Here is a 20,460-nt window from a genome sequence, read left to right on the forward strand (position 1 = left end):
CGGCGCGGGAATGTCTCTACCATGGCCGGTGTCATTCGCTGTGACAATATTCAGTAGCCGAGCACGATAGACATTACTCCGGGTCTTCATTACCAAGGGAAAAGTTCGTGAACGAAATCTTTCAGCAGATCGTCGTGTATGCGCGGGAAGCCTTGAGATACCGATGGCAGGCACTGGCAGTCGCTTGGCTTGTTGCGGTGGGGGGCTGGCTTTTTGTTGGCGCAATGCCCAACCAGTACTCGGCACAGGCGAAGGTCTATATCGATACCGATAGTATTCTGAAACCCCTGCTTCAGGGCATATCGGTCGACACCCAGGATGCCGGCGATCGGCTAGGGGCGATGACCCGAGTCCTGTTGAGCCGACCCAATCTCGAAGCTGTCGCCACAAAGGTGGGTATTACAGAGACCGCTGATACTCCCGAAGAGCATGAGAGGACCCTCATCAATCTGGCGAGGTCTATTGAAATAGAAGCCAGTAATAGTGCTGGTAATCCGCGAGCTGCCCCGGATATCTACACGATTAACAGCAATCATGACGATCCGGAGACGGCCAAAAAGATCGTATTGGCTCTTTTGGAAACCTTCATGGGAAAAACCAGGGAAGACTCACTGCACGATTCAAAAGTGGCGGAGGAGTTCCTGTCGCAGCAGATCAGCGCCTACGAAGAGAAACTTTTGGCGTCGGAAAAACGTGTCGAAGAATTCAAGGAGAAGTATGCCGATGTCTTGCCCGAGCAGGGTGGCTCCTATTTCCAACGCTTGCAGCAGGCGCGCGGAGCTCTCTCGGAAGCTGAACTGGATTTACGGCAAGCGATGCGTCGCCGGGATGAATTGCAGTCGCAATTGGACAAGGCCAGAGAGATGCGTGTCATTCTCGGCCCGGATGGTCAGCCGTTCCGATCGCCTCTGGAAGAGCGGATCCTGACACTGGAAAGTCATCTTGACGAACTCTCGCTACGCTACACCGAATTTCATCCGGACTACAGGGAAACGAAGGCGACGCTGCAGGAGCTCCGGCGGCAGCGCGACAACGTCGGTGACCAGGATGCAGGTACCAATCCGATGGTTCAGCAATTGCAGTTGACTCTCGGGGAAACCAACGCCGATATCGCTTCGCTCCAGGTAAAACGGGACGAATACGCCGACCGCGTTGCGGCTCTTCGCAAGCAAACCAAGACCTTGCCGCAGGTAGAAGCCAAGCTACAGCGCCTCACACGTGACTATAACGTGCACAAGGAACGGTACAACACACTTCTGGAGAGAATGGCAGCAGCCCGAATCTCCGAGGATGTGGACAAGACCGGAGAGAAGGTGAAGTTCAAGATCATCGATCCGCCGAGAGAGCCGGTCTTCCCGGCTGCACCCAATCGACCGGTGTTGAACAGCCTTGTCCTGATAGCCTCTCTAGGTATGGGAGTCGGACTTGCCGCGGTTCTCTCTCAGGTTCGACCGGCGGTCTATACGCGCAGCATGCTCGAAGAGCTTGGCGGAATGGAGGTCATCGGTAGTGTAGCCCTGATATCAAGCCCGGAGCATAAAAAGCGAAAGGTGCGGGAGCGTTGGCTGATGGGGCTTGTTGTTCTGGCGCTCGTTCTTGTATTTGGGGGTATTACGGTGGCGCAACTGGGAATGATTGTGCCCCCGGCGAGTGGATAACCCGGGCGGTGATGATCGATAGCGATTCGGTTCTTACGTAATCGGACACCAAATACAGGGAGAGCGCAGTGGTCAAGGAAAGACCGAGCAACGCACTGAGCGTGGATGTGGAAGATTATTTCCACGTCTCTGCTTTCCGTCACTCCGTAACCCGAGCGGACTGGGAAAAGCTGCCCCCCCGGGTGGAGCAGAACACCGACAGACTAATTGGCCTGTTCGAGCACCATTCGGTAAAGGCGACCTTTTTCGTCCTCGGTTGGGTGGCGGAAAAGTACCCCAATCTGGTCCGGCGCATCGTCGACAACGGACACGAAGTGGCCTGTCACGGGTACAGTCATGCACTGATCTACCAGCAGAACAGAGCAACCTTCTTTCAGGAAACCGTCCGGGCAAAGGCGATCCTCGAGGAGCAGGCGCAGCAGCCGGTGATCGGCTACCGGGCGGCCAGTTGGTCCGTCACGGCAGAATCGCTATGGGCGTTGGATATCCTGAGCGAGGTTGGATTTCAGTACGATTCCAGCATTTTCCCGGTGCGAAGGGATATCTATGGAGTACCCGATTCACCCCGGGATATCCACCAACGTAAGACAAGCTCCGGTCTGTTAACCGAGTTTCCACCTGCTACCGTTCCTATGTTCGGTCGAAACCTGCCGGTCGGGGGAGGTGGTTACTTTAGGCTTTACCCCTATGCCTTTACCCGGGCGGCTTTACGACGGGCCGGCAAGATCGGAACTCGGCGTTTCATTTTTTATATCCATCCCTGGGAGATTGACACGGAGCAGCCGCGGCTTGCGGCCGGTCTGAAATCCCGATTCCGTCATTACTTGAACCTGAGTCGCTGTGAGCGGCGGTTGGGCCGGCTACTAAGTGATTTTCGGTTTGATACGGCCAGGAACGTACTGACTGAACTGGGTTACCTGGACATTCCTGGAAAAACAAGCATGGTCACTTCCTATGATGCAGTTGCACGTGAACAGCAGACAACGGCCCGAACGAATCGCCTCAAGAAAACGGCAGAGCCTTTGCAAGCACGCGCGGGACTTCGAGGAGAAAGAGGTTGAACAATGGGATGCATTCGTAGCGTCCCACGGAAGAGGAACTCTCTACCACCAGTTGGAGTGGGGCAGGCTGATTGAGCGTGTCTTTGGACACCAAACCCACTATTGGATGCATACAGGCGACGATGGGGAACTGACGGGTGTGCTTCCATTGGTCGAGATCAGAAGCAGGCTGTTTGGCACCTATCAGATTTCACTCCCGTTTTTCAATTATGGCGGAGCGTTGGGTACCGAATCCCGCATTGAAGCGGATCTGATGAAGCAGGCGTGGACTTGTGCAAAGAAAATGGGGGTGGGTCATATCGAGTTCCGGGATACGGTGGTGCGACACGCTGATTATCCAGTGAGAAAGGATAAGGTGGCGATGCTCAGGGAGTTACCTCCCGATCCGGACCAACTCTGGCGTGAATTGGGAGGAAAAGTGAGATCGCAGGTGCGCCGTCCGATACGGGAAGGGGCAACATTTGTTTGTGGCGGCCGGGAGCGTATCGATGACTTTTACAGCGTCTTTGCGCGCAACATGCGGGACTTGGGGACGCCGGTCTACCCCAAAAGATTCTTTGTGGAGATGCTGCAGACCTTTCCCGACAGGGCAAGCATCGGAGTGGTCCATGTTGACAAAAAACCGGTCGCAGCAGCTATTTTGCTTTTGGACAAAGAGACTATGGAAATCCCATGGGCATCATCGCTGCGAGAATATAATCGTCTCGGCGTGAACATGCTGCTGTACTGGAACGCCTTGTCCGAAGCGATCAGCAAGGGTGCGAGGACCTTCGATTTCGGCCGATCGAGCTATCAGAGCGGAACCTACAGGTTCAAGCGCCAATGGGGAGCCGTAGCCAAACCGTTGTACTGGTCCTATGCGCTCCCGGAGGGTGGGGAGTTGCCCGACCTGACACCGAAAAACGGCAAGTTCAAGCACGCCATAGCCTTGTGGAAGAGGCTGCCGCTGAGTGTGGCCAATCAGCTGGGTCCCAGAATCGTGAAGAATCTACCATGAATTGCCGGCCGGAAATAACACCCCCCGGCAGGTGTCCAGAGGCAAGGATAAATAGCATGGAGCCTACAGTCAGTGTTTTGATCCCTACCCACAACATGGGGAAGCACATCGCCACCGCTATCTCTTCGGCGCTGGAGCAAACCTACCCGGTCGCAGAGATCATCGTGGTGGACGATGGTTCTACCGATGATACCCGACAGGTGATGGAGCAGTTCCGGGAAGACGGCCGGGTGAAGTATTTTCAGCGAGACCACATGGGCCAGGGAAAGGCACGCAACCTCACGCTTGAGTTGGCGACGGGCGAATTTGTCGCCTTCCTGGATGCGGATGACCTTTGGACCAAAGACAAGCTCGAACGCCAAATGCCGGCTTTTTCTGCCGACCAGGAGGTCGGCGTGGTCTACAGCGATGTGGTCGTAATGGATGAAAACGCGAGCGTGCAGTATTTTCCGAAGGTGAAGCGATACTCGGGCCGTATCACCCAACCGCTGTTTTCCGGAAACTTCATACCTATGTCGTCAGCGGTTGCGCGCAGGCGGGCCCTGGATGCAGCGGGCGGCTTTTCGGAAAGTCTGAACATGGGTCTGGATTACGATCTCTGGCTGCGTGTCTCTGTGGTGTGGAAATTTATCCATGTGCCGGGGCCGCTCTTGTTGTGGAGGAGCTGGGGTGGTCAGACGTGCTCCCATAACTTCAGGGGGAGGCACGATTCGGATGCCATTATACGGAAGCGCTTTGTGCAGGAATTTCCCGGAGTGGTCAGTAAGGAGCGCATTCGGCAGACAGAGGCACTTTCCTATCTCCGCCGAGGGATCAACTATCTTTCCCTTGAAGGGGATCGTGCTGCAGCAGCACTGGATTTCGTAAAGGCCATCAGGTTCGAACCTGCTTTGGTGGGTGCCTGGAAAGGATTGGTGAAATGCATTCTGCCGCAGGGGTTTTACAGCGCAGGGAACTAGACAGGTCACAGGTATGTGTGGAATAGCGGGTATTTTGAACCTGCGTCGGGGAGCACCGGCGGTAGGCAGCCTTGAACTGGGGGCAATGATTGCACCACTGGCCCATCGTGGACCGGATGGGGCCGATGTGCGTCGGTTCGGGCCGGTGGGACTGGCTCATGCACGGCTCAGCATCATCGACCTCGAGGGCGGGAAACAGCCGCTCGCCAACGAGGATGGCTCCATTTGGGTAGTCCTGAATGGCGAAATCTTCAACTTCCCGGAACTTCGCCAGCAGTTGAAATCGGCCGGACATAGTTTCCGCACGGAATCCGACACGGAGGTCATCGTACATCTCTACGAGGATCACGGGGAAGCGTTCGTGCATCAGCTGAATGGTCAGTTCGCCATCGCCCTGTGGGACAGCGTACAGGAAAAGCTGGTTCTGGTTCGGGACCGGGTCGGGATCGCACCGCTGTTCTATTCGGAAGAGGGTGAGCGGCTTTTCTTTGCCTCCGAGGTAAAGGCGATCCAGCCGGTTCAGAAAAGAACGCCACGTGCCAACCTGGAGGCCCTGGAACAGGTCATGACCTACTGGGCGCCGCTTAGCCCGAACACGCTGTTTGAAGGAGTTCACGAGTTGCCCCCGGGCCACCTCATGACCGTCGAAAACGGAAAGATGTCCCTCCACCGCTACTGGGACTGGAGTTATCCATCGGACGGAACTTACGACGAGCGGAACGAAGAGGAATTGGCAGAGGAATTGCGATCACTATTGGCAGATGCAGTTCGAATTCGTCTTCGGTCCGATGTTCCAGTTGGAGCTTATCTGTCCGGAGGGTTGGATTCCTCGGCCATTGCTGCTCTCATTCGCCAAGCGGACAGCGCGCCATTGAAGACCTTTTCCATCGGCTTCGACCAGGAGGGGTACGACGAGTCTGACTACCAGGCTGAAATGGTATCGCACCTCGGAACTCGGCATCGTTCGTTTCAGTGCGGGTTGAGTGATATCTCCGAGTCCTTCCCGGAAACGATTTGGCATGCGGAAACCCCTCTGCTTCGTACCGCACCGACACCCATGAAGCTGTTGTCAGGTCACGTGCGGGATGAGGGCTACAAGGTCGTATTAACTGGAGAGGGGGCCGATGAAGTTCTGGGCGGTTACGATATCTTCAAGGAAGCAAAGATTCGACAGTTTTGGTCCCGGAATCCCGACTCGAAATTTCGCCCAGCATTGTTGAAGCGGCTCTATCCTTATCTGAATATTGCCGGTGGACAATCTCTGGCCTATCTAAAACAGTTCTTTGGGCGCGGACTGCATGAGCCCGACAGCCCCTGGTTTTCTCACGTCCCCCGATGGACCACCACAGGGGCCACCAAAGGTTTTTTCTCGGAACGAATGCAGGAATACGTCCTCTCCGGCTATGAATCGGCCCGCTCCCTACTGCCCGCCGAGTTTGACCGTTGGCACTGGTTCGAGAAAGCCCAGTATATCGAGTCGAAGACCTTGATGGCGGGTTATTTGTTGTGTTCCCAGGGCGATCGCATGTTGATGGCCAATGGAGTCGAAGGACGCTACCCCTTTCTTGATCACCGCATCATCGAGTTCGCGAACCGGATCCATCCGCGCCTGAAAATGAGAGGCCTTACGGAAAAATACCTGCTCAAGAAAGCAGTGGGCCGGTACCTTCCGAAACGCATTGCGGAGCGGACCAAGCAGCCGTATCGGGCTCCGGAATCCGCGCCGTTCCTGAATCGTCAAGTCCCGGAATTCATACATGAAATGATGAAGCCGGAGAAGCTGCGCGATTATGGTTATTTTGATCCGACGCGAGTGGCGATGCTGCAACGCAAGATGGCACGTGGTGGCACGCTAGGCTATAAAGATAACATGGCTTTTGTCGGCATTTTGTCGACGCAGCTATGGCACCAGTTTTTTATTGAAAATGCCGCAACGGCATCCAAGCAATCCAACCTGCAAGGAAGCGGAGAGTACAATGTCCATCGAGCATGATGTTCGCGCCTATATCCTCGATAACTTTCTTTTTACTGACGATGATTCCGCATTGCAAAACCAGGAATCCCTGCTGGATCGCGGGATTATCGATTCTACCGGTGTGATGGAGCTGGTGGCCTTTCTTGAGGAGGAATTCGGCATCGGGGTTGCCGATGACGAACTCCTTCCCGACAATCTCGACTCGATTCAGCAAATCGTGGGTTTTGTCTCTCGGAAACAGCGCATCGCGGCAAATGCCTGAGCGGGCTGGTACCAATACGCCCGGTATTCAGCGGCTCGTGCACGATGCCCTGGTATTGAGTTCATCACGATCACCCGAAAAGGTGGCAGTGATCGCCGACAGTGTGCCGCACAGCTATCGCGAGTTGTGGGATTCTGCGCGGCGCCTGGCCGGTACCCTTCAGTCGCGTGGGGTCCGGCCTGGAGATCGGGTGTTGCTTTGGCTGGAAAACGGATGGGCAGCAGCGGTATCGATTTATGCAGTATGGATTGCGGGTGGAGTGCTGGCCGTGATCAACCCGCAGACCAAGCCCGACAAGTTTCTGTTCATTGCGAAGGACAGCCAGGCAACTGCGCTTATCGGGGAAGCCAAGCTGGTCGAATCGCTGGGCGATGCCACAACAGCGGTCGCATCCCTCGGTTATACGGCAGTGAGCGGCGAGTCCGCTCACTTCGAGCGCATCGAGAACATCATTGACGACCCAGCGAGCCCTCTGATCGAGCCGCAACCGGTGATAGCCACCGATCTGGCGGCGCTGATCTATACCTCGGGCAGCACCGGGGAACCCAAAGGCGTGATGCAGAACCATCAGAGCATGGTGTTTGCATCAACCAGTATTATTGAATATCTGCGGCTATCTAAAAGCGATCGGGTGCTCTGTGTTTTGCCTTTGGCATTCGATTACGGCCTGTACCAGCTACTGATGTCGGTTCAACTCGGAGCGACCCTGATACTAGAAAGATCGTTTGTATTTCCAGGACAGGTGCTGGCACGGCTGGAAAAAGAGCGGGCGACGGTGTTTCCCGGCGTACCGACACTGTTTGCCAACCTGATCGATGGCTACCGGCGCAACGGTAAAACGTTTCCGTTTGTGCAGCGGGTTACCAACACTGCCGCAGCGCTTCCAGAGGGTTTTATCGCCGGGCTGCAAGAGGTGTTTCCGAAAGCGCTGGTTTTCAGCATGTACGGGTTGACCGAATGCAAGCGGGCCACCTGGCTCGATCCGGAGCAGTTGTCGCTCCGGCCCGGTTCCGTGGGTAAGGCGATTCCGGGTACGGAGGCGTTTGTGCTGCGCGACGATGGCTCACGGGCTGAGCCCGGAGAGACAGGAATCCTTCACGTGCGGGGTCCGCATGTGATGCTGGGATACTGGCGACGCCCCGAACAGACGGCCCGGATGCTCAGGCCGGGGTATTGGCCGGGGGAGCGCATGCTGTGCACTCAGGATCTGTTTCGTTCGGATGAGCATGGTTTTCTCTATTTCGTCGGACGGTCGGATGATGTCATCAAGAGCCGTGGTGAAAAGGTGAGTCCCGTAGAGGTGGAGAGGGCGCTTTGCCGGATCGAAGGTGTCCACCAGGCGGCGGTACTCGGTGTCGAGGATCCGATCCTCGGTCAGGCGATTTGGGCGTTTGTCGAACCGGATGGAACCAATGAGATCACTTCCGCACACCTGAAGGCGGGCTGTAGCGAAAGACTCGAGCCGTTCATGGTTCCCAAGCGGTTTGAAATTATGGACCAGTTGCCTCGGACAGCCAACGGAAAGGTGGACAAGCAACATCTCTCTGCCGAATTTGCACAGACAACAGGCGAAGGCGCCGCATTAAGGAGGGTGTAACCTATGGCAGATTCGATGCCGGGTTCGATGACAGATTCAATAAAGGCGAAATCGAGTCTGAGCTATGACGTCCTGCAGCTGGATCCTTCTGCAGAAGCCGGGCAGATTGGTCGCGGGATCCGGGAGCACCTCCGCACCAGCCTCAAACGGCGCGGCATGGTTTTGGGCCTGTCCGGAGGCGTAGACAGTAGTGTCTGTGCCGCGCTGGCTGTCGAGGCGGTGGGACCGGAGCGGGTGTTCGCGTTACTGATGCCGGAAGACGACTCTTCGGGTGAAAGCCTCGAAAAGGGGCGGATGGTCGCAGAACAGTTGGGTATCCGCTATGAGGTGCGTGATATCACGGCGACGCTGCAGGCGCTGGGTTGTTACCAGACGCGTGATGACGCCATTCGGCGGGTGTTCCCCGAGTACGGTAGTGACTGGCGCAACAAAATCGTGATTCGCGGCGGCACGGATGGGCGGATTAATCATTTCAACCTGGTGGTCGAATCTCCGGATGGAGAGCTGCACGAGCAGCGCCTGAGGATGGATGAGTACCTGGAAATCGTCGCTGCCACCAATTTCAAGCAGCGGGTCCGCAAGATGTTGGAGTATCACTACGCGGACCGCTTCAATTATGCGGTGGTGGGTACGCCCAATCGGCTCGAGTATGAACTGGGTTTTTTTGTGAAGAACGGCGATGGCTCGGCCGATCTCAAGCCTATCGCCCATCTTTATAAAACTCAGGTGTATGCTTTGGCCGAGCACTTTGATATCCCCGAGTCGATCCGGATGGCGCCGCCGAGTACCGATACCTACAGCCTTTCACAGAGCCAGGACGAATTCTACTTCGCACTCCCGTACGGCGAGATGGACCTGGCGCTCTGGGCCTATGATCATGGTCGCGCAGTGCAGGAACTGGGAAACGTATTGAATATCGGCAGCGAAGGGGCCTTGCGGGTTTATGCCGATATCGAAAAGAAGCGGCAGATGGCCAGTTACCTTCACGCACCGCCGCTGCTTTGTGCTGACTAGCAGTCTGTCGGGTGGTTTACCGCCTGATACCCGGTGAAGTCAAAAAGCCGTTATCGACTCGGCAGCATGCCTTCGAGCAGTTCGGCGGCGCGCCCCGCGCCGCCGGGTTCACCGAGCTTTTCGCGCACCTCTTTGAGGGCTGCCACTGAGCGGGCATGGTTTTGCGGCCGCAGGAGCTCTTCAAGCTCGGCGGCCAGCGCCCGCGGCGTTGCCTCGTCCTGGAGGAGTTCCCGTGCCACTTCGCGGCCCGCTACGATATTGCACATGGCGATGTGCGGGAGCTTTATCAGCCGCCGCATGATGGCGAAGCTGAGCGGTGACACCTTGTACACGACGGTCAGCGGGACACCCATCAGGGCGACTTCCAGCGTTGCGGTGCCCGATGCGGTGGCAATCGCATCACAGGCTCGGGTGACGTCGTAAAAACACTCTTCCACGGTGGTGACGTTGACACTGCTGTTCTGCAGGTGAACATCGATTTCGTGACGATCGAGACTCGATGATTGGGGTAACAGGAATTGCGCCTCTCCCATGTGCGACTGCAGCAGCGTGGCGGCTTCCAGTAATAGCGGCAGAAGACGCTGCAATTCGCTCCGGCGGCTCCCCGGAAACAGGCCGATAATCGGCCGGTCCGGGTCGAGGCCGAAGCTGCGGGCGGCCTCGTCGCGGGTCAAGTCACTGCCGACTTCATCGACCAGCGGGTGACCGACATAACGCACCGGTACCCCATACTCGCGGTAAAACGACTCCTCGAAAGGAAAGACGACTGCCATCAGGTCCACGTACTCCCTGATGGTGTAAACACGCTTGCGGCGCCAGGCCCAGACCTGGGGGCTGATGTAATAAAAAACGGGAATGCCCAGCTGTTTGGCGCTCTTGGCGAGTTTCAGATTGAAACCGGAGTAGTCCACCAACACCAGCAGGTCGGGCCGTTCGCTCGCCAGGAGCCGGCGCATGTGCTGAAGGACGCCATAGATAAAGCGGAAGTGCCTGAGAATCTCGAACAGCCCGAGAACGGCCATATCGCGGCAGTCCACCAGGGTTTCCACCCCGGCAGCGCGCATGCGCGGCCCTCCTATACCGAAAAACTCGAGTTCGGGACGCAGGTGGCGTGCCTCTTCGACCAACCGCGCCGCCCGCGACTCGCCGGAGGCCTCCCCGGCAATGATCATCACCCGCTGCTGCTTAACCACAGAGCTCACCGAGATTCAAAGATGTCATAGTAAAAAATCCTGCAAGACGCCAGAGTTTCCGGTTTCAGTTTTTAACCTCGGCTTTCTCTGTGATCTCCGTGATCTCTGTGGCTATTTTTAAAATGTTCAGGCGACGGTTTCCCGGATAACGCCGATCACTGTATCGACCTGCTCATCGGTCATTTCGGGGAAAATCGGCAGGGAGAGGCATTGGGCGGACACGGACTCGGCCACCGGCAGTTCGACACCCCGGCACGCTTCGGCAAACACCTCCTGCTGGTGGAGCGGGATCGGGTAATAGACAGCGCAGGCAATATCGTTGCCGCGCAGCGCCTGCATGATTTCATCCCGGCGCTCCGACAGCAGTGTGTACTGGTGGTACACATGGCGGCCGATGCCATCCTCGTGTGGCGGCGTAACGTCGGCCATCTCTTTCAGCGCAGAAGTATAACGGTGGGCGACCCGCCGGCGGCTGTCGTTGTATCGGTCGATGTGCTTGAGCTTGGCACGCAGAATGACGGCCTGAAGCTCATCCAGGCGGCTGTTGAAACCGATCTCGGAGTGATGGTACTGCTTCCAGCTGCCGTGATTCCGCAGGACCCGCAGGTGTTCGGCCATGGCGGCCGAGTTGGTGGTGACCAGCCCGCCGTCGCCGAAACCACCCAGGTTTTTGCTGGGAAAGAAGCTGAAGGCGCCGACCGCACCGAGGGTGCCGGTTTTCCGCTGGCCGACGGCTGCACCGAACGATTGGGCACAATCCTCGACTACGGAAAGGCCGTGTTTCTCCGCCAATGCGCCGACGGCCTGCATATCCACCGGCTGACCGAAAAGGTGCACGGGGAGCAGGGCGCGCGTGCGCTCGGTGATGGCTGCTTCTGCCTTCGCCAAGTCGATGTTGAAGGTGGCGGGATCGATGTCCACAAAGATCGGTGTGGCGCCCACGTAGCGGATCGCCTCGGCGGTGGCGATAAAGGTAAAGGGGGTGGTGATGACCTCGTCGCCCGGGCGGATTCCCGCGGCGATGAGTCCCAGATGCAGGGCGTCGGTCCCGGAGGCGACCCCGATGGCGTGCTCCGCCCCCAGGTATTCGGCGGTCTCCCGCTCGAAGGCCTGCACATTCGGGCCCAGAATGAATTGCGTCTTTTCCAGTGCTTGCAACAGGCCGGCGTCGATCTCGTCCTTGATGGCGAGATACTGGCCCTTGAGATCCACCATGGGGATCATATCGGGAACTCCTTGAATTCGTTAGTCCGGATTATTTACCGCAAACGCCCAAAGCGCACAAGGAACTGAGTTTAAGATGTTTTGCACTCGCCATAGCGTTGCTGCTTTTTGCTACGACTGCACCGCCTTGTGTTGCGGTCGGTTATTGGTTCCTTGGCGCTCTTTGCGTCTTTGCGGTGAATAGTCAATATGTGGGTTAGTGGCTGCGGGTGACCATTTCAGTGATACGGGTGGCGGTCTTTAGTGCCTGGCACCCGTCTTCGCCACTGACTACCGCCGGTTTGCCCTCGGCGATGGAGTCGAGAAATGCCTCGATCTCCGCCATGATGGCGTCGCTGCTTTCGAAGACGGTCTCTTCACTGGTGATTTCCGGTATGCCGGGAAACATCTCCTTCTCACCCTTGCGGTGGATGCTCAGCGTCTTGTCCTGGAAGTCGATGCCGATATACGCATCATGCTGAAACACCCGCATCTTGCGCTGCGGTTTCAAGCTGACCCGGCTGGCGGTGACGTTGGCAACACAGCCGTTTTCGAATTTGATGCGCGCATTGGCAATATCGGTCTCGTCGGTGAGGACGGAGACGCCGTCGGCGTGGATCTCCCGTACCGGTGAACGGACCAGATTTTGAATGATCTCGATGTCGTGGATCATCAGATCGAGTACCACGTTGACATCGGCTCCGCGTGGGTTGAAGGAAGCCAGCCTGTGGGATTCGATGAACAGCGGATCCACCAGCACGTCGTCCAGGGCCAGAATGGCGGCGTTGAAGCGCTCCAGATGCCCCACCTGCAAGAGCCGTTGATGCTGACGAGCGAGTTGCACCAGCTCCTCGGCCTGGGCGACGGTTGCGGTGATGGGCTTCTCGACCAGCACGTGGAGGCCGTTTTCGAGGCACTCCCTGGCGACCTGGTAATGCAGCTGGGTCGGTACCACGATACTGACCGCATCCACCCGGCCGAACAGATCACGGTAGTCGGACAGGGCCTGGGTGCCCAGCTCTTCGGCGACCCTTGCGGCGGCTTCCGGATCCACATCGGTGACTGCGACCAGTTCGGATTGGGGCAGCGCAGCGTACTTCTGAGCGTGGAAGCGGCCAAGATAGCCGACTCCGATAACAGCGGTTCTTATCATCTGCAAACACGGAAGGTTAGGAAAACGAGAGCCGCTTCACGGCGGCCGGCGGTCTGTCCGATTCAAGTCATCCATTGCGCGCCCTGATGAAGGCGTCTTCCTCTCTCGTCAGTACCTGCCAACAGGAGGTGGATATCCCGGGCAGCGCAGGATTACTCATTGCCGGGGCGAGTTTCCCGGTTCCGGCAGCCGGTGAATGATCGCATTTGCCCGGATGCAAATCAACGCGTGCTTTGCCGTTAGGGCCGGGGTATGCTTTCGAAAAAACTCGAATGAGGAGAGAATCCGGCGTGCCGATACAGACCCGTTTTGATTTTTCCACCGGGTCAGACCGGATCGCGGGGGTCGACGAAGCAGGTAGAGGACCGTTGGCGGGAGCGGTAATAGCGGCCGCGGTCATTCTCGACCCGAATCATCCCGTCGAGGGTCTTGACGACTCCAAAGTCCTGTCCGCGGCCACCCGGGAGGCACTTTACGAGGCGATTACCGGAAGCGCATCGGCATGGGCGGTCGGCCGGGCCGAGGTGGAAGAGATTGACCGGATCAACATCCTGCAGGCTACGTTGAAGGCAATGACGAGGGCGGTCAACGGGCTCGGCGTCGAGCCGGAACACGTCCTTGTGGATGGCAACCAGTGTCCACAAGTGCCGTACCCGGTCCAATACGTCATCGGGGGGGATGCGCTGGTTCCGGCAATCAGTGCGGCCTCAATTGTGGCCAAAGTGATCCGCGACCGGGAAATGGCCCAGTTGGACACCCGGTTTCCGGGCTATGGATTCGCCAGCCACAAGGGCTATTCGACAGCCGCCCATCTGGATGCCCTGAACCGTCTGGGGCCGAGTCCCGTGCACCGGACCTCGTTCGCTCCAGTGCGCCGGTTGCTGGAAAGGGAATTTGGATAGGGGCGCCCCGTGGGGTGTGGACCAAGGGACGCCCTGGTATCGATTTGAGTATCAGTGGGTCCGTGAAACCTTCGAGACCAGCCGGTTGACGCGGCAGCCGATGTCATCGAAAACGCGAATGATACCCGCCTGCAGGTTCTCTTCCTCCCATGATTCTGCCTGTTTGAGCCGCAGTTGGCTCAGTCGACTCTTTGCGGCATCCCGCCTCTCCTTCAATTCCTGGACGTCGCGGAAATAGCGGCTGCGGGTCCGCGGTCCGATTCGATCCAATTCGGCTTCCAACTCGTTAATCCGGTGCTCCCAGCCGTCAAGTTGGTTCTCGAGCCGTTGAATGGCTTTTTCCTGCATGGGTAAATGACTCCGTCCTGAATACTATCGACGAAAGTATAGGTGGGATTTTCCGGTTCAGCGGAGCAAATACGCGTGCGCTTCCGGTACGATTTGCGATCCGGCGGGATGGTAAAGCCCGAACCGAAGGCGCTCATCTGTCAAGTCTTGTTGCTTTCGGGGCGATCCGGTAGGTTTCCGCCATGACACCTACCTTCTGCCACCTTCGGATACACACCGAATATTCGCTGGTCGACGGCATCGTCCGCATCAAGCCGCTGGTCAAGGCGGCTGCCGAGGCGGGTATGCCGGCGGTCGCGCTGACCGATCAGTGCAACCTGTTCGCTCTGGTGAAATTTTACGGTGCCGCTCAGCGGGCGGGGGTGAAGCCGATTGTCGGGGTGGACCTCTGGCTCGAGGACGAAACCGAAGACCCGACCCGTGAAGGGCCGGGGCAATCCACTCGCCTGCTGCTGCTGTGCAAGGACGAGATCGGCTACCGGCATCTCACCGAGCTGGTCTCGCGCAGCTATATCGAGAACCAGCACGGCGGCGTGCCCATGATCAAAAAAAGCTGGCTGACGGCCGACAGCACCCGGGGCCTGATTGCGCTCTCGGGCGGGCGCGAGGGGGATGTGGGCCGCGCCATTCTGGATGGCAAGCGCGAGGTCGCCGCCAGGCTGCTGACAGAATGGATTCGCCTGTTCGGCGACAATTTCTATCTGGAGTTGATGCGTACGGGTCGGGAGGGGGAAGAGGATTATCTGCACGGAGCGATAGAGTTGGCCATGGCGATGGGTGTCCCCGTGGTCGCCACCAACGATGTGCGTTTCCTTGATAAAGGGGATTACGACAGTCACGAGGTACGTGTCTGCATCCATGAAGGGCGCACGCTCGATGACCCGCGCCGCTCGCGCCGCTATTCGGAGCAGCAGTATCTGCGCAGCCCGCAGGAGATGGCGGAACTCTTCTCGGACATCCCCGAGGCGCTGGAGAACTCGGTGGAGATTGCACGGCGCTGCAATCTCGAGCTGAAGCTGGGTACCTACTATCTGCCTGATTTTCCCGTCCCGGCGGGGATGACCATGGACGAATACTTCCGCCAGCTATCCAGGGAGGGGCTGGAAAACCGCCTGAAAACCCTCTTCGACACCGAGGCCCCGGAGTTTTCCGAGCTCCGCAGGCCCTATGATGAACGCCTGGAGCGTGAGCTGGGTGTCATTACCCAGATGGGTTTCCCCGGCTACTTCCTTATCGTTGCGGATTTCATTCGGTGGGCAAAAGGCAATGGCGTGCCGGTGGGGCCGGGTCGCGGCTCCGGGGCCGGCTCCCTGGTGGCCTATGCACTGACCATCACCGACCTGGACCCGCTGGCCTACGACCTGCTGTTCGAGCGCTTTCTCAACCCCGAGCGCGTGTCGATGCCGGATTTCGACGTCGACTTCTGTATGGAAGGCCGCGATCGAGTGATCGACTACGTGGCCGAACATTATGGCCGTGACAAGGTTTCCCAAATCATCACCTACGGCACCATGGCCGCCAAGGCCGTGGTGCGTGATGTGGGTCGGGTGCTGGGCCACCCGTACGGCTTCGTCGACCAGATCTCCAAGCTGATCCCCTTCGAGGTGGGGATTTCGCTGGAGAAGGCAATGGAGGACGAGCCGCAGCTACGCGAACGCTACGAGCGGGAAGATGAGGTGCATGATCTCATCGATATGGCGCAATCCCTGGAGGGAATCACCCGCAATGCCGGCAAGCACGCCGGTGGTGTGGTCATCTCTCCCTCGAAATTGACCGATTTCGCTCCGCTGTTCTGTGAGCCGGGCGGGCAGGGGCTGGTAACCCAGTTCGACAAGAATGACGTCGAATCGGTGGGTCTGGTGAAATTCGACTTCCTGGGTCTGCGCACTCTCACCATCATCGACTGGGCCCTGGAAAATATCCGCCAGGCCAGCGGTGAGGAAGTGGATATCGCCACCATTCCGCTGGATGACCGGCCGGTATTCGACCTGCTCAAGGCGTGCAGGACCACGGCGGTGTTCCAGCTGGAGTCACGTGGCATGAAGGAGCTGATCAGCCGCCTGCAGCCGGACTCCTTCGAAGAGATTATCGCTCTGGTGGCACTGTTCCGGCCCGGACCCCTGCAGTCGGGTATGGTGGACAACTTCATTAATCGCAAGCACGGCCGGGAGACGGTCTCCTATCCGGACCCGCAGTATCAGCATGACCTGCTGAAGCCCATCCTGGAGCCCACCTACGGCATCATCCTATACCAGGAGCAGGTGATGCAGATTGCCCAGGCCTTGGCCGGCTATACGCTTGGCGGTGCCGATCTGTTGCGCCGCGCCATGGGCAAGAAAAAGGCCGAAGAGATGGCCAAGCAGCGGGCGGTTTTTCAGGAAGGGGCAGAAAAGAACGGTATCGATCCGAATCTGGCAATCAAGATCTTCGATCTGGTGGAGAAGTTTGCCGGTTACGGCTTCAACAAATCCCACTCGGCCGCCTATGCACTGGTCTCCTACCAGACCGCCTGGCTCAAGGCGCACTATCCCGCCTCGTTCATGGCTGCGGTGCTGTCGGCCGACATGGACAATACCGACAAGGTGGTCACGCTCATCGACGAGTGCAACAGCATGGGTCTCGATGTGGTGCCGCCATCGGTGAACACCTCGGCCTACAAATTCACGGTTCGCGAGGATGGCGCGGTGGTCTATGGGCTCGGCGCGATCAAGGGCGTGGGTGAGGGGGCCATCGCCTCCATCGTCGAGGAGCGGGCTCATGGTCCCTACCAGGATCTGTTTGACTTCTGCAAGCGCGTTGATCTGAAGAAGGCCAACCGTCGGGTCATGGAGGCCCTCATCCGGGCGGGTGCGCTGGATAGCATCGGACCCAATCGCGCCACCATGGCAGCGGCGCTGCCCGATGCGCTGCGCATTGCTGAAAAGCACCTGCAGAACGCCCAGGCGGGCATGGAGGATCTGTTCGGCTTCGGGACCGCCAGCGAGCCGGGGGAAGGGGCCTATGAATACGAAGTCGTGCCCGAATGGGACGATGATATCCGCCTCACGGGAGAAAAAGAGACACTCGGACTCTGGCTTACCGGCCATCCGATCACCCGGCATGAGGCCGAACTGAGGCATTTCATCACTGCCCCGATCGTCCGGCTGGCACCACAAAAAGGCAAAAACCAGGTGCTCGCCGGACTGGTCAGCGGTATGCGGGTGATGACCACCCGCCGCGGCGACAAGATGGCCATCGTGACCCTGGATGACCGAACTGCTCGCATCGACCTGAAACTGTTTTCGGAGGTCTTCGAGCGGGCTCGTGACAAGCTCGGCAAGGACCGGCTCGTCGTGGTCAAGGGTGAAGTGGGGGTCGACGACTATTCCGGAGGAAACAGCGTCAGTGTCGAGGAAGTGTATGAACTGGGCGAGGCGCGGCAGGTCTTCGGTCACGGAGTCATTATCGACCTCGACGAAGAGTCCCTGAACGAGTCGCTGATGGATGATCTTGCCGCCGCGCTCCGTGCCAGCGGTGAGGGTCAGTGTCCGGTCGTGATCGCCTATCACAACCAGAAGGGCAGCGCACTGGCGGTGCTTGGCCACGCCTGGCGGGTCCTGCCCTCAGAGGAATTGATGGCTCGTCTGCATCGCCTGCTGGGGCCGGAGCGGGTACAAATCGATTACGACCGGGTCTCCCGTCACATGCCTTCCCTTCCCGAGCCCCAACCTTTCGAAGCCTGACCGGTAAAAACTTGCCAATCCCGCCCGGACGGAGAGACCGGCCGTTGCTTGTCCAGCGAAGGATCAGCCGCCCCCTTTGTTTCAGGGTTCCCGCGGTCACGACTCGCCAGCCCAGAAGCAGCAACACCAGCAGCAGCGCCCGGGGACCGGAGGCGGCGGCGCCGCCGGAGCTTTCCGATACCACATCGACCACGTCGGCGGTAAAGGCGATGCAACTGGTAATTGCAGTATTGAGGTGGGAAAAAGATGTAGATGGGAGCGGAACGGGCGGCTTTCGGACTGGGCGCTAACCGCCGCTGATAAAGCGAAATGCTTCCATTGACAGGCGAACCACACCGCTGACCAGAAGCGCCACCATCACCGAAACTGCTACCGAGATCAGCGCATAGCGGCGGCCGATGGTCCGGAGCATCACGGCGAACGTGGATACACACGGGATATAGAAGGTCAGGAAGATCAGAAAGGTGGTGATCTGCACCCAGTCGAGGACATTGCCCACCTCGAAGGTGCCGAGGGCCTGATAAACCATCAGCAGTGACAGTTCCTTTCGCAGGATGCCGAACAGGATAGGAACGCCGAGTACCACCGGCAGCCCCAGCCACCAACCGGTGATGGGTGTCAGCACCGTATTGATCAGACTGTCGGCGCCGACGTGGCTCAGCAGCGCGAGTACCACACTGCCCCCGACGAGTAGCGGTGTGACAATGGTAAGAATGTCACTGGTCCGCGCCCAGGTGGTGCTCAATAGCGTGTGCCACGACGGCAGTGCATAGGGCGGGATCTCCTGTACCTGCCCGGGGCCGGTCTCCGGGTAGTGGCGGGCGAGCAGTTTTCCGACCACGGCGATGACGACCATCGTCAGGAGAAATAGCGACAGTATGCCCACGCCCCCCAGGTACTTGCCCGCCAGCGCCAGGATGATAGCCGAGCGAGCGGAGCAGGGAACGAAGGTAATCAGAATCGATGCCACCACTCGCGCCCGTCCGCGGGTGGTGACCGCGGCGGCGGAGAGGGCAGGGACATTGCAACCGAGCCCGAGCAGGAACGGGACGGCAACGCTGCCGTGCAGGCCAACGCGATGAAAGCCCCGGTCCAGGACGAAAGCGATGCGCTGCATGATGCCGGCCTGCTCGAGGGCTACCAGCAACATCACCAAAGGGATCATGTAGGGAACCACGATTCCCACCAATCCGATGAGCCCGTCCGCCACCGCCCTGCCGACGACGCCTGTGATCGACTGCGGTTCCCAGGCCGCGGCCCAGTCCACCAGTCGCGCCGCCGTCATGCTGTCGAGCCAGGCACTCACCTCGAACACCACAAACAGCACCGCACCGAATACGGCGAGACTTCCCGCCAGCCCCCACTGAGGATGCAGGAATAGCTCGTCAAGCCAGTAGCGCCATCCGCCACCTTCGTGAGATGCACCGATACGCGTTACTGACTCGAACAGGCTGGCGGCACGATGATGGCGATCGGCATGCAGCTCTTCCTCCAGCCGGCGCGGCAGGTTCTTTTCCGCCTCTCCCCGCAGGCGCTCCAGTTCGGGAACGAGCTCGGGAAAGTGTTGCTGCAGCTCATCCCCGAAGTAGGGATCGCCGATGGCCACCTGCATCAGCAGAAAGGGGTGGGGCACCCGGAACGCCGCGTGGATATCGGGACGATTAAGTGCCCGACTGAGTGGCTGGAGGGGGCCGCAGATGTGTGGACTGGCCGGTTGGGAAAGCGGACATACCTCCTCACGCACCGCCTCGGCAGCCTTGGCGAACAATTCCGAGATGCCGTGTCCCATCAGAACCGTGGTGGGCACGACGGGGATACCCAGCTGCCGGCTAAGACTTCTGGTATTGATGTGCAGTCCCTTGTGAGCGGCCTCATCCATCATATTGAGGGCCAATACCACGGGACGCCCCAGTTGCGACAACTCCAGGGTGAGTTCGAGGTGCCGATCGAGGGCGGTGGCATCCACCACCTGAATGATCACATCAGGAGGTGCCAGGGGGGCCGGTGGCGCCTCCGGCTCATGGGCGGCCACCGGAGGCAATTCATCACCCCAAAGCAGATAGCGCAACGCGACCTGTTCATCGCTGCGAAGCAGGTGCAGCGAGCGGATGCTGGGAAGGTCCACCACCCGCGCCTCATCCAGGCCGATTTGAACCGAGCAGTCGCGGTAAGCCCGCTGTGTCCCACCCAGTTCGCCAGTGTGGACCGAGGTACTGGATACCGCATCGAACAGCGTGCTCTTTCCGCTGTTGGGCATGCCGATGAGGGCGATGCGCAGGCGGTGCTCTCCTCGAAAGAGGCGATTCGGGATGGGGACGACGGATTCACGGTGGGATTTGGACATCGGTCACATTTTTCCCAATTCGACGCTCCCGGTCCAGCGCGCCGGTGAAATTTATCGAAAGTTGAACAATGT

Annotated in this window: 15 protein-coding genes; 10 read left to right on the forward strand and 5 right to left on the reverse strand. The window is 58.7% G+C overall.

Annotated elements, in window-relative coordinates; translation table 11 throughout:
- The first annotated feature begins 107 nt into the window (after window positions 1-107).
- From BLP65_RS06125 to nadE, 8 genes are all read left to right on the forward strand, one after another.
- A complete protein-coding gene (locus BLP65_RS06125; protein ID WP_092994029.1) occupies window positions 108-1,658 on the forward strand; it encodes an XrtA system polysaccharide chain length determinant in 1,551 nt (516 codons plus the stop codon).
- Window positions 1,659-1,726: 68 nt separating this feature from the next.
- Entirely contained in the window at window positions 1,727-2,719 is a 993-nt protein-coding gene (locus BLP65_RS06130; RefSeq protein WP_092994032.1) for an XrtA system polysaccharide deacetylase, read from the forward strand.
- The gene (locus BLP65_RS06135) at window positions 2,655-3,716 is read left to right on the forward strand and encodes a FemAB family XrtA/PEP-CTERM system-associated protein (protein WP_399351283.1); all 1,062 of its coding nucleotides are present in this window, start codon (window positions 2,655-2,657) and stop codon (window positions 3,714-3,716) included. The genes BLP65_RS06130 and BLP65_RS06135 overlap by 65 nt, the downstream gene beginning before the upstream one ends.
- A 56-nt stretch (window positions 3,717-3,772) precedes the next feature.
- On the forward strand, window positions 3,773-4,675 hold the full coding sequence (locus BLP65_RS06140) for a glycosyltransferase family 2 protein (protein ID WP_175452464.1): 903 nt from the start codon (window positions 3,773-3,775) through the stop codon (window positions 4,673-4,675).
- Between the two features lie 13 nt (window positions 4,676-4,688).
- A complete protein-coding gene (gene asnB, locus BLP65_RS06145; RefSeq protein WP_092994041.1) occupies window positions 4,689-6,668 on the forward strand; it encodes an asparagine synthase (glutamine-hydrolyzing) in 1,980 nt (659 codons plus the stop codon).
- Window positions 6,652-6,912 (forward strand): acyl carrier protein, encoded by a 261-nt coding sequence (locus tag BLP65_RS06150; RefSeq protein ID WP_092994044.1) that lies wholly within the window; start codon window positions 6,652-6,654, stop codon window positions 6,910-6,912. The genes asnB and BLP65_RS06150 overlap by 17 nt, the downstream gene beginning before the upstream one ends.
- Window positions 6,905-8,509 carry a class I adenylate-forming enzyme family protein gene (locus BLP65_RS06155; protein ID WP_092994047.1) on the forward strand — a complete coding sequence of 535 codons (1,605 nt, stop codon included), beginning with the start codon at window positions 6,905-6,907 and terminating at the stop codon, window positions 8,507-8,509. The genes BLP65_RS06150 and BLP65_RS06155 overlap by 8 nt, the downstream gene beginning before the upstream one ends.
- A 3-nt stretch (window positions 8,510-8,512) precedes the next feature.
- The gene (nadE, locus tag BLP65_RS06160; protein ID WP_245688246.1) at window positions 8,513-9,523 is read left to right on the forward strand and encodes an NAD(+) synthase; all 1,011 of its coding nucleotides are present in this window, start codon (window positions 8,513-8,515) and stop codon (window positions 9,521-9,523) included.
- A gap of 50 nt (window positions 9,524-9,573) precedes the next feature.
- Here nadE and lpxB read toward each other — a convergent pair whose 3' ends face one another.
- From lpxB to BLP65_RS06175, 3 genes are all read right to left on the reverse strand, one after another.
- Window positions 9,574-10,695, reverse strand: coding sequence for a lipid-A-disaccharide synthase (gene lpxB / locus BLP65_RS06165; RefSeq protein ID WP_092994365.1), 1,122 nt, complete (start codon window positions 10,693-10,695; stop codon window positions 9,574-9,576).
- Window positions 10,696-10,842: 147 nt separating this feature from the next.
- Window positions 10,843-11,940 carry a DegT/DnrJ/EryC1/StrS family aminotransferase gene (locus BLP65_RS06170; RefSeq protein ID WP_092994050.1) on the reverse strand — a complete coding sequence of 366 codons (1,098 nt, stop codon included), beginning with the start codon at window positions 11,938-11,940 and terminating at the stop codon, window positions 10,843-10,845.
- A gap of 196 nt (window positions 11,941-12,136) precedes the next feature.
- Entirely contained in the window at window positions 12,137-13,072 is a 936-nt protein-coding gene (locus BLP65_RS06175; protein ID WP_092994053.1) for a Gfo/Idh/MocA family protein, read from the reverse strand.
- A 296-nt stretch (window positions 13,073-13,368) separates the two neighbouring features.
- Between BLP65_RS06175 and rnhB the strand changes: the two genes are divergently transcribed.
- Window positions 13,369-13,974, forward strand: a complete 606-nt coding sequence (gene rnhB, locus BLP65_RS06180; protein WP_092994368.1) for a ribonuclease HII — start codon at window positions 13,369-13,371, stop codon at window positions 13,972-13,974.
- A 51-nt stretch (window positions 13,975-14,025) separates the two neighbouring features.
- On the opposite strand, the gene BLP65_RS06185 is transcribed toward rnhB, so the two are convergent.
- Window positions 14,026-14,322 (reverse strand): sll1863 family stress response protein, encoded by a 297-nt coding sequence (locus tag BLP65_RS06185; protein WP_092994056.1) that lies wholly within the window; start codon window positions 14,320-14,322, stop codon window positions 14,026-14,028.
- A 182-nt stretch (window positions 14,323-14,504) separates the two neighbouring features.
- Here BLP65_RS06185 and dnaE point away from each other — a divergent pair, with 182 nt between their 5' ends.
- Complete coding sequence (dnaE, locus tag BLP65_RS06190) at window positions 14,505-18,044, forward strand: DNA polymerase III subunit alpha (RefSeq protein WP_092994059.1); 3,540 nt, start codon at window positions 14,505-14,507, stop codon at window positions 18,042-18,044.
- A 286-nt stretch (window positions 18,045-18,330) separates the two neighbouring features.
- On the opposite strand, the gene BLP65_RS06195 is transcribed toward dnaE, so the two are convergent.
- Window positions 18,331-20,388: a ferrous iron transporter B gene (locus BLP65_RS06195; protein ID WP_092994062.1), complete on the reverse strand. Its 2,058-nt coding sequence runs from the start codon at window positions 20,386-20,388 to the stop codon at window positions 18,331-18,333.
- Window positions 20,389-20,460 lie beyond the last annotated feature (72 nt).

Origin of the sequence: Thiohalomonas denitrificans, from assembly GCF_900102855.1 — a bacterium.
Classification (GTDB): Bacteria; Pseudomonadota; Gammaproteobacteria; order Thiohalomonadales; family Thiohalomonadaceae; genus Thiohalomonas; species Thiohalomonas denitrificans.

Coding starts and splice junctions, on each gene's coding strand:
- lpxB (WP_092994365.1), bottom strand. CDS start 10,695: ATGATCATTGCCGGGGAGGCCTCCGGCGAGTCGCGGGCGGCGCGGTTG.
- BLP65_RS06195 (WP_092994062.1), bottom strand. CDS start 20,388: ATGTCCAAATCCCACCGTGAATCCGTCGTCCCCATCCCGAATCGCCTC.
- nadE (WP_245688246.1), top strand. CDS start 8,513: ATGGCAGATTCGATGCCGGGTTCGATGACAGATTCAATAAAGGCGAAA.
- dnaE (WP_092994059.1), top strand. CDS start 14,505: ATGACACCTACCTTCTGCCACCTTCGGATACACACCGAATATTCGCTG.
- BLP65_RS06140 (WP_175452464.1), top strand. CDS start 3,773: ATGGAGCCTACAGTCAGTGTTTTGATCCCTACCCACAACATGGGGAAG.
- asnB (WP_092994041.1), top strand. CDS start 4,689: ATGTGTGGAATAGCGGGTATTTTGAACCTGCGTCGGGGAGCACCGGCG.
- BLP65_RS06185 (WP_092994056.1), bottom strand. CDS start 14,322: ATGCAGGAAAAAGCCATTCAACGGCTCGAGAACCAACTTGACGGCTGG.
- BLP65_RS06150 (WP_092994044.1), top strand. CDS start 6,652: ATGTCCATCGAGCATGATGTTCGCGCCTATATCCTCGATAACTTTCTT.
- BLP65_RS06155 (WP_092994047.1), top strand. CDS start 6,905: ATGCCTGAGCGGGCTGGTACCAATACGCCCGGTATTCAGCGGCTCGTG.
- BLP65_RS06175 (WP_092994053.1), bottom strand. CDS start 13,072: ATGATAAGAACCGCTGTTATCGGAGTCGGCTATCTTGGCCGCTTCCAC.
- BLP65_RS06170 (WP_092994050.1), bottom strand. CDS start 11,940: ATGATCCCCATGGTGGATCTCAAGGGCCAGTATCTCGCCATCAAGGAC.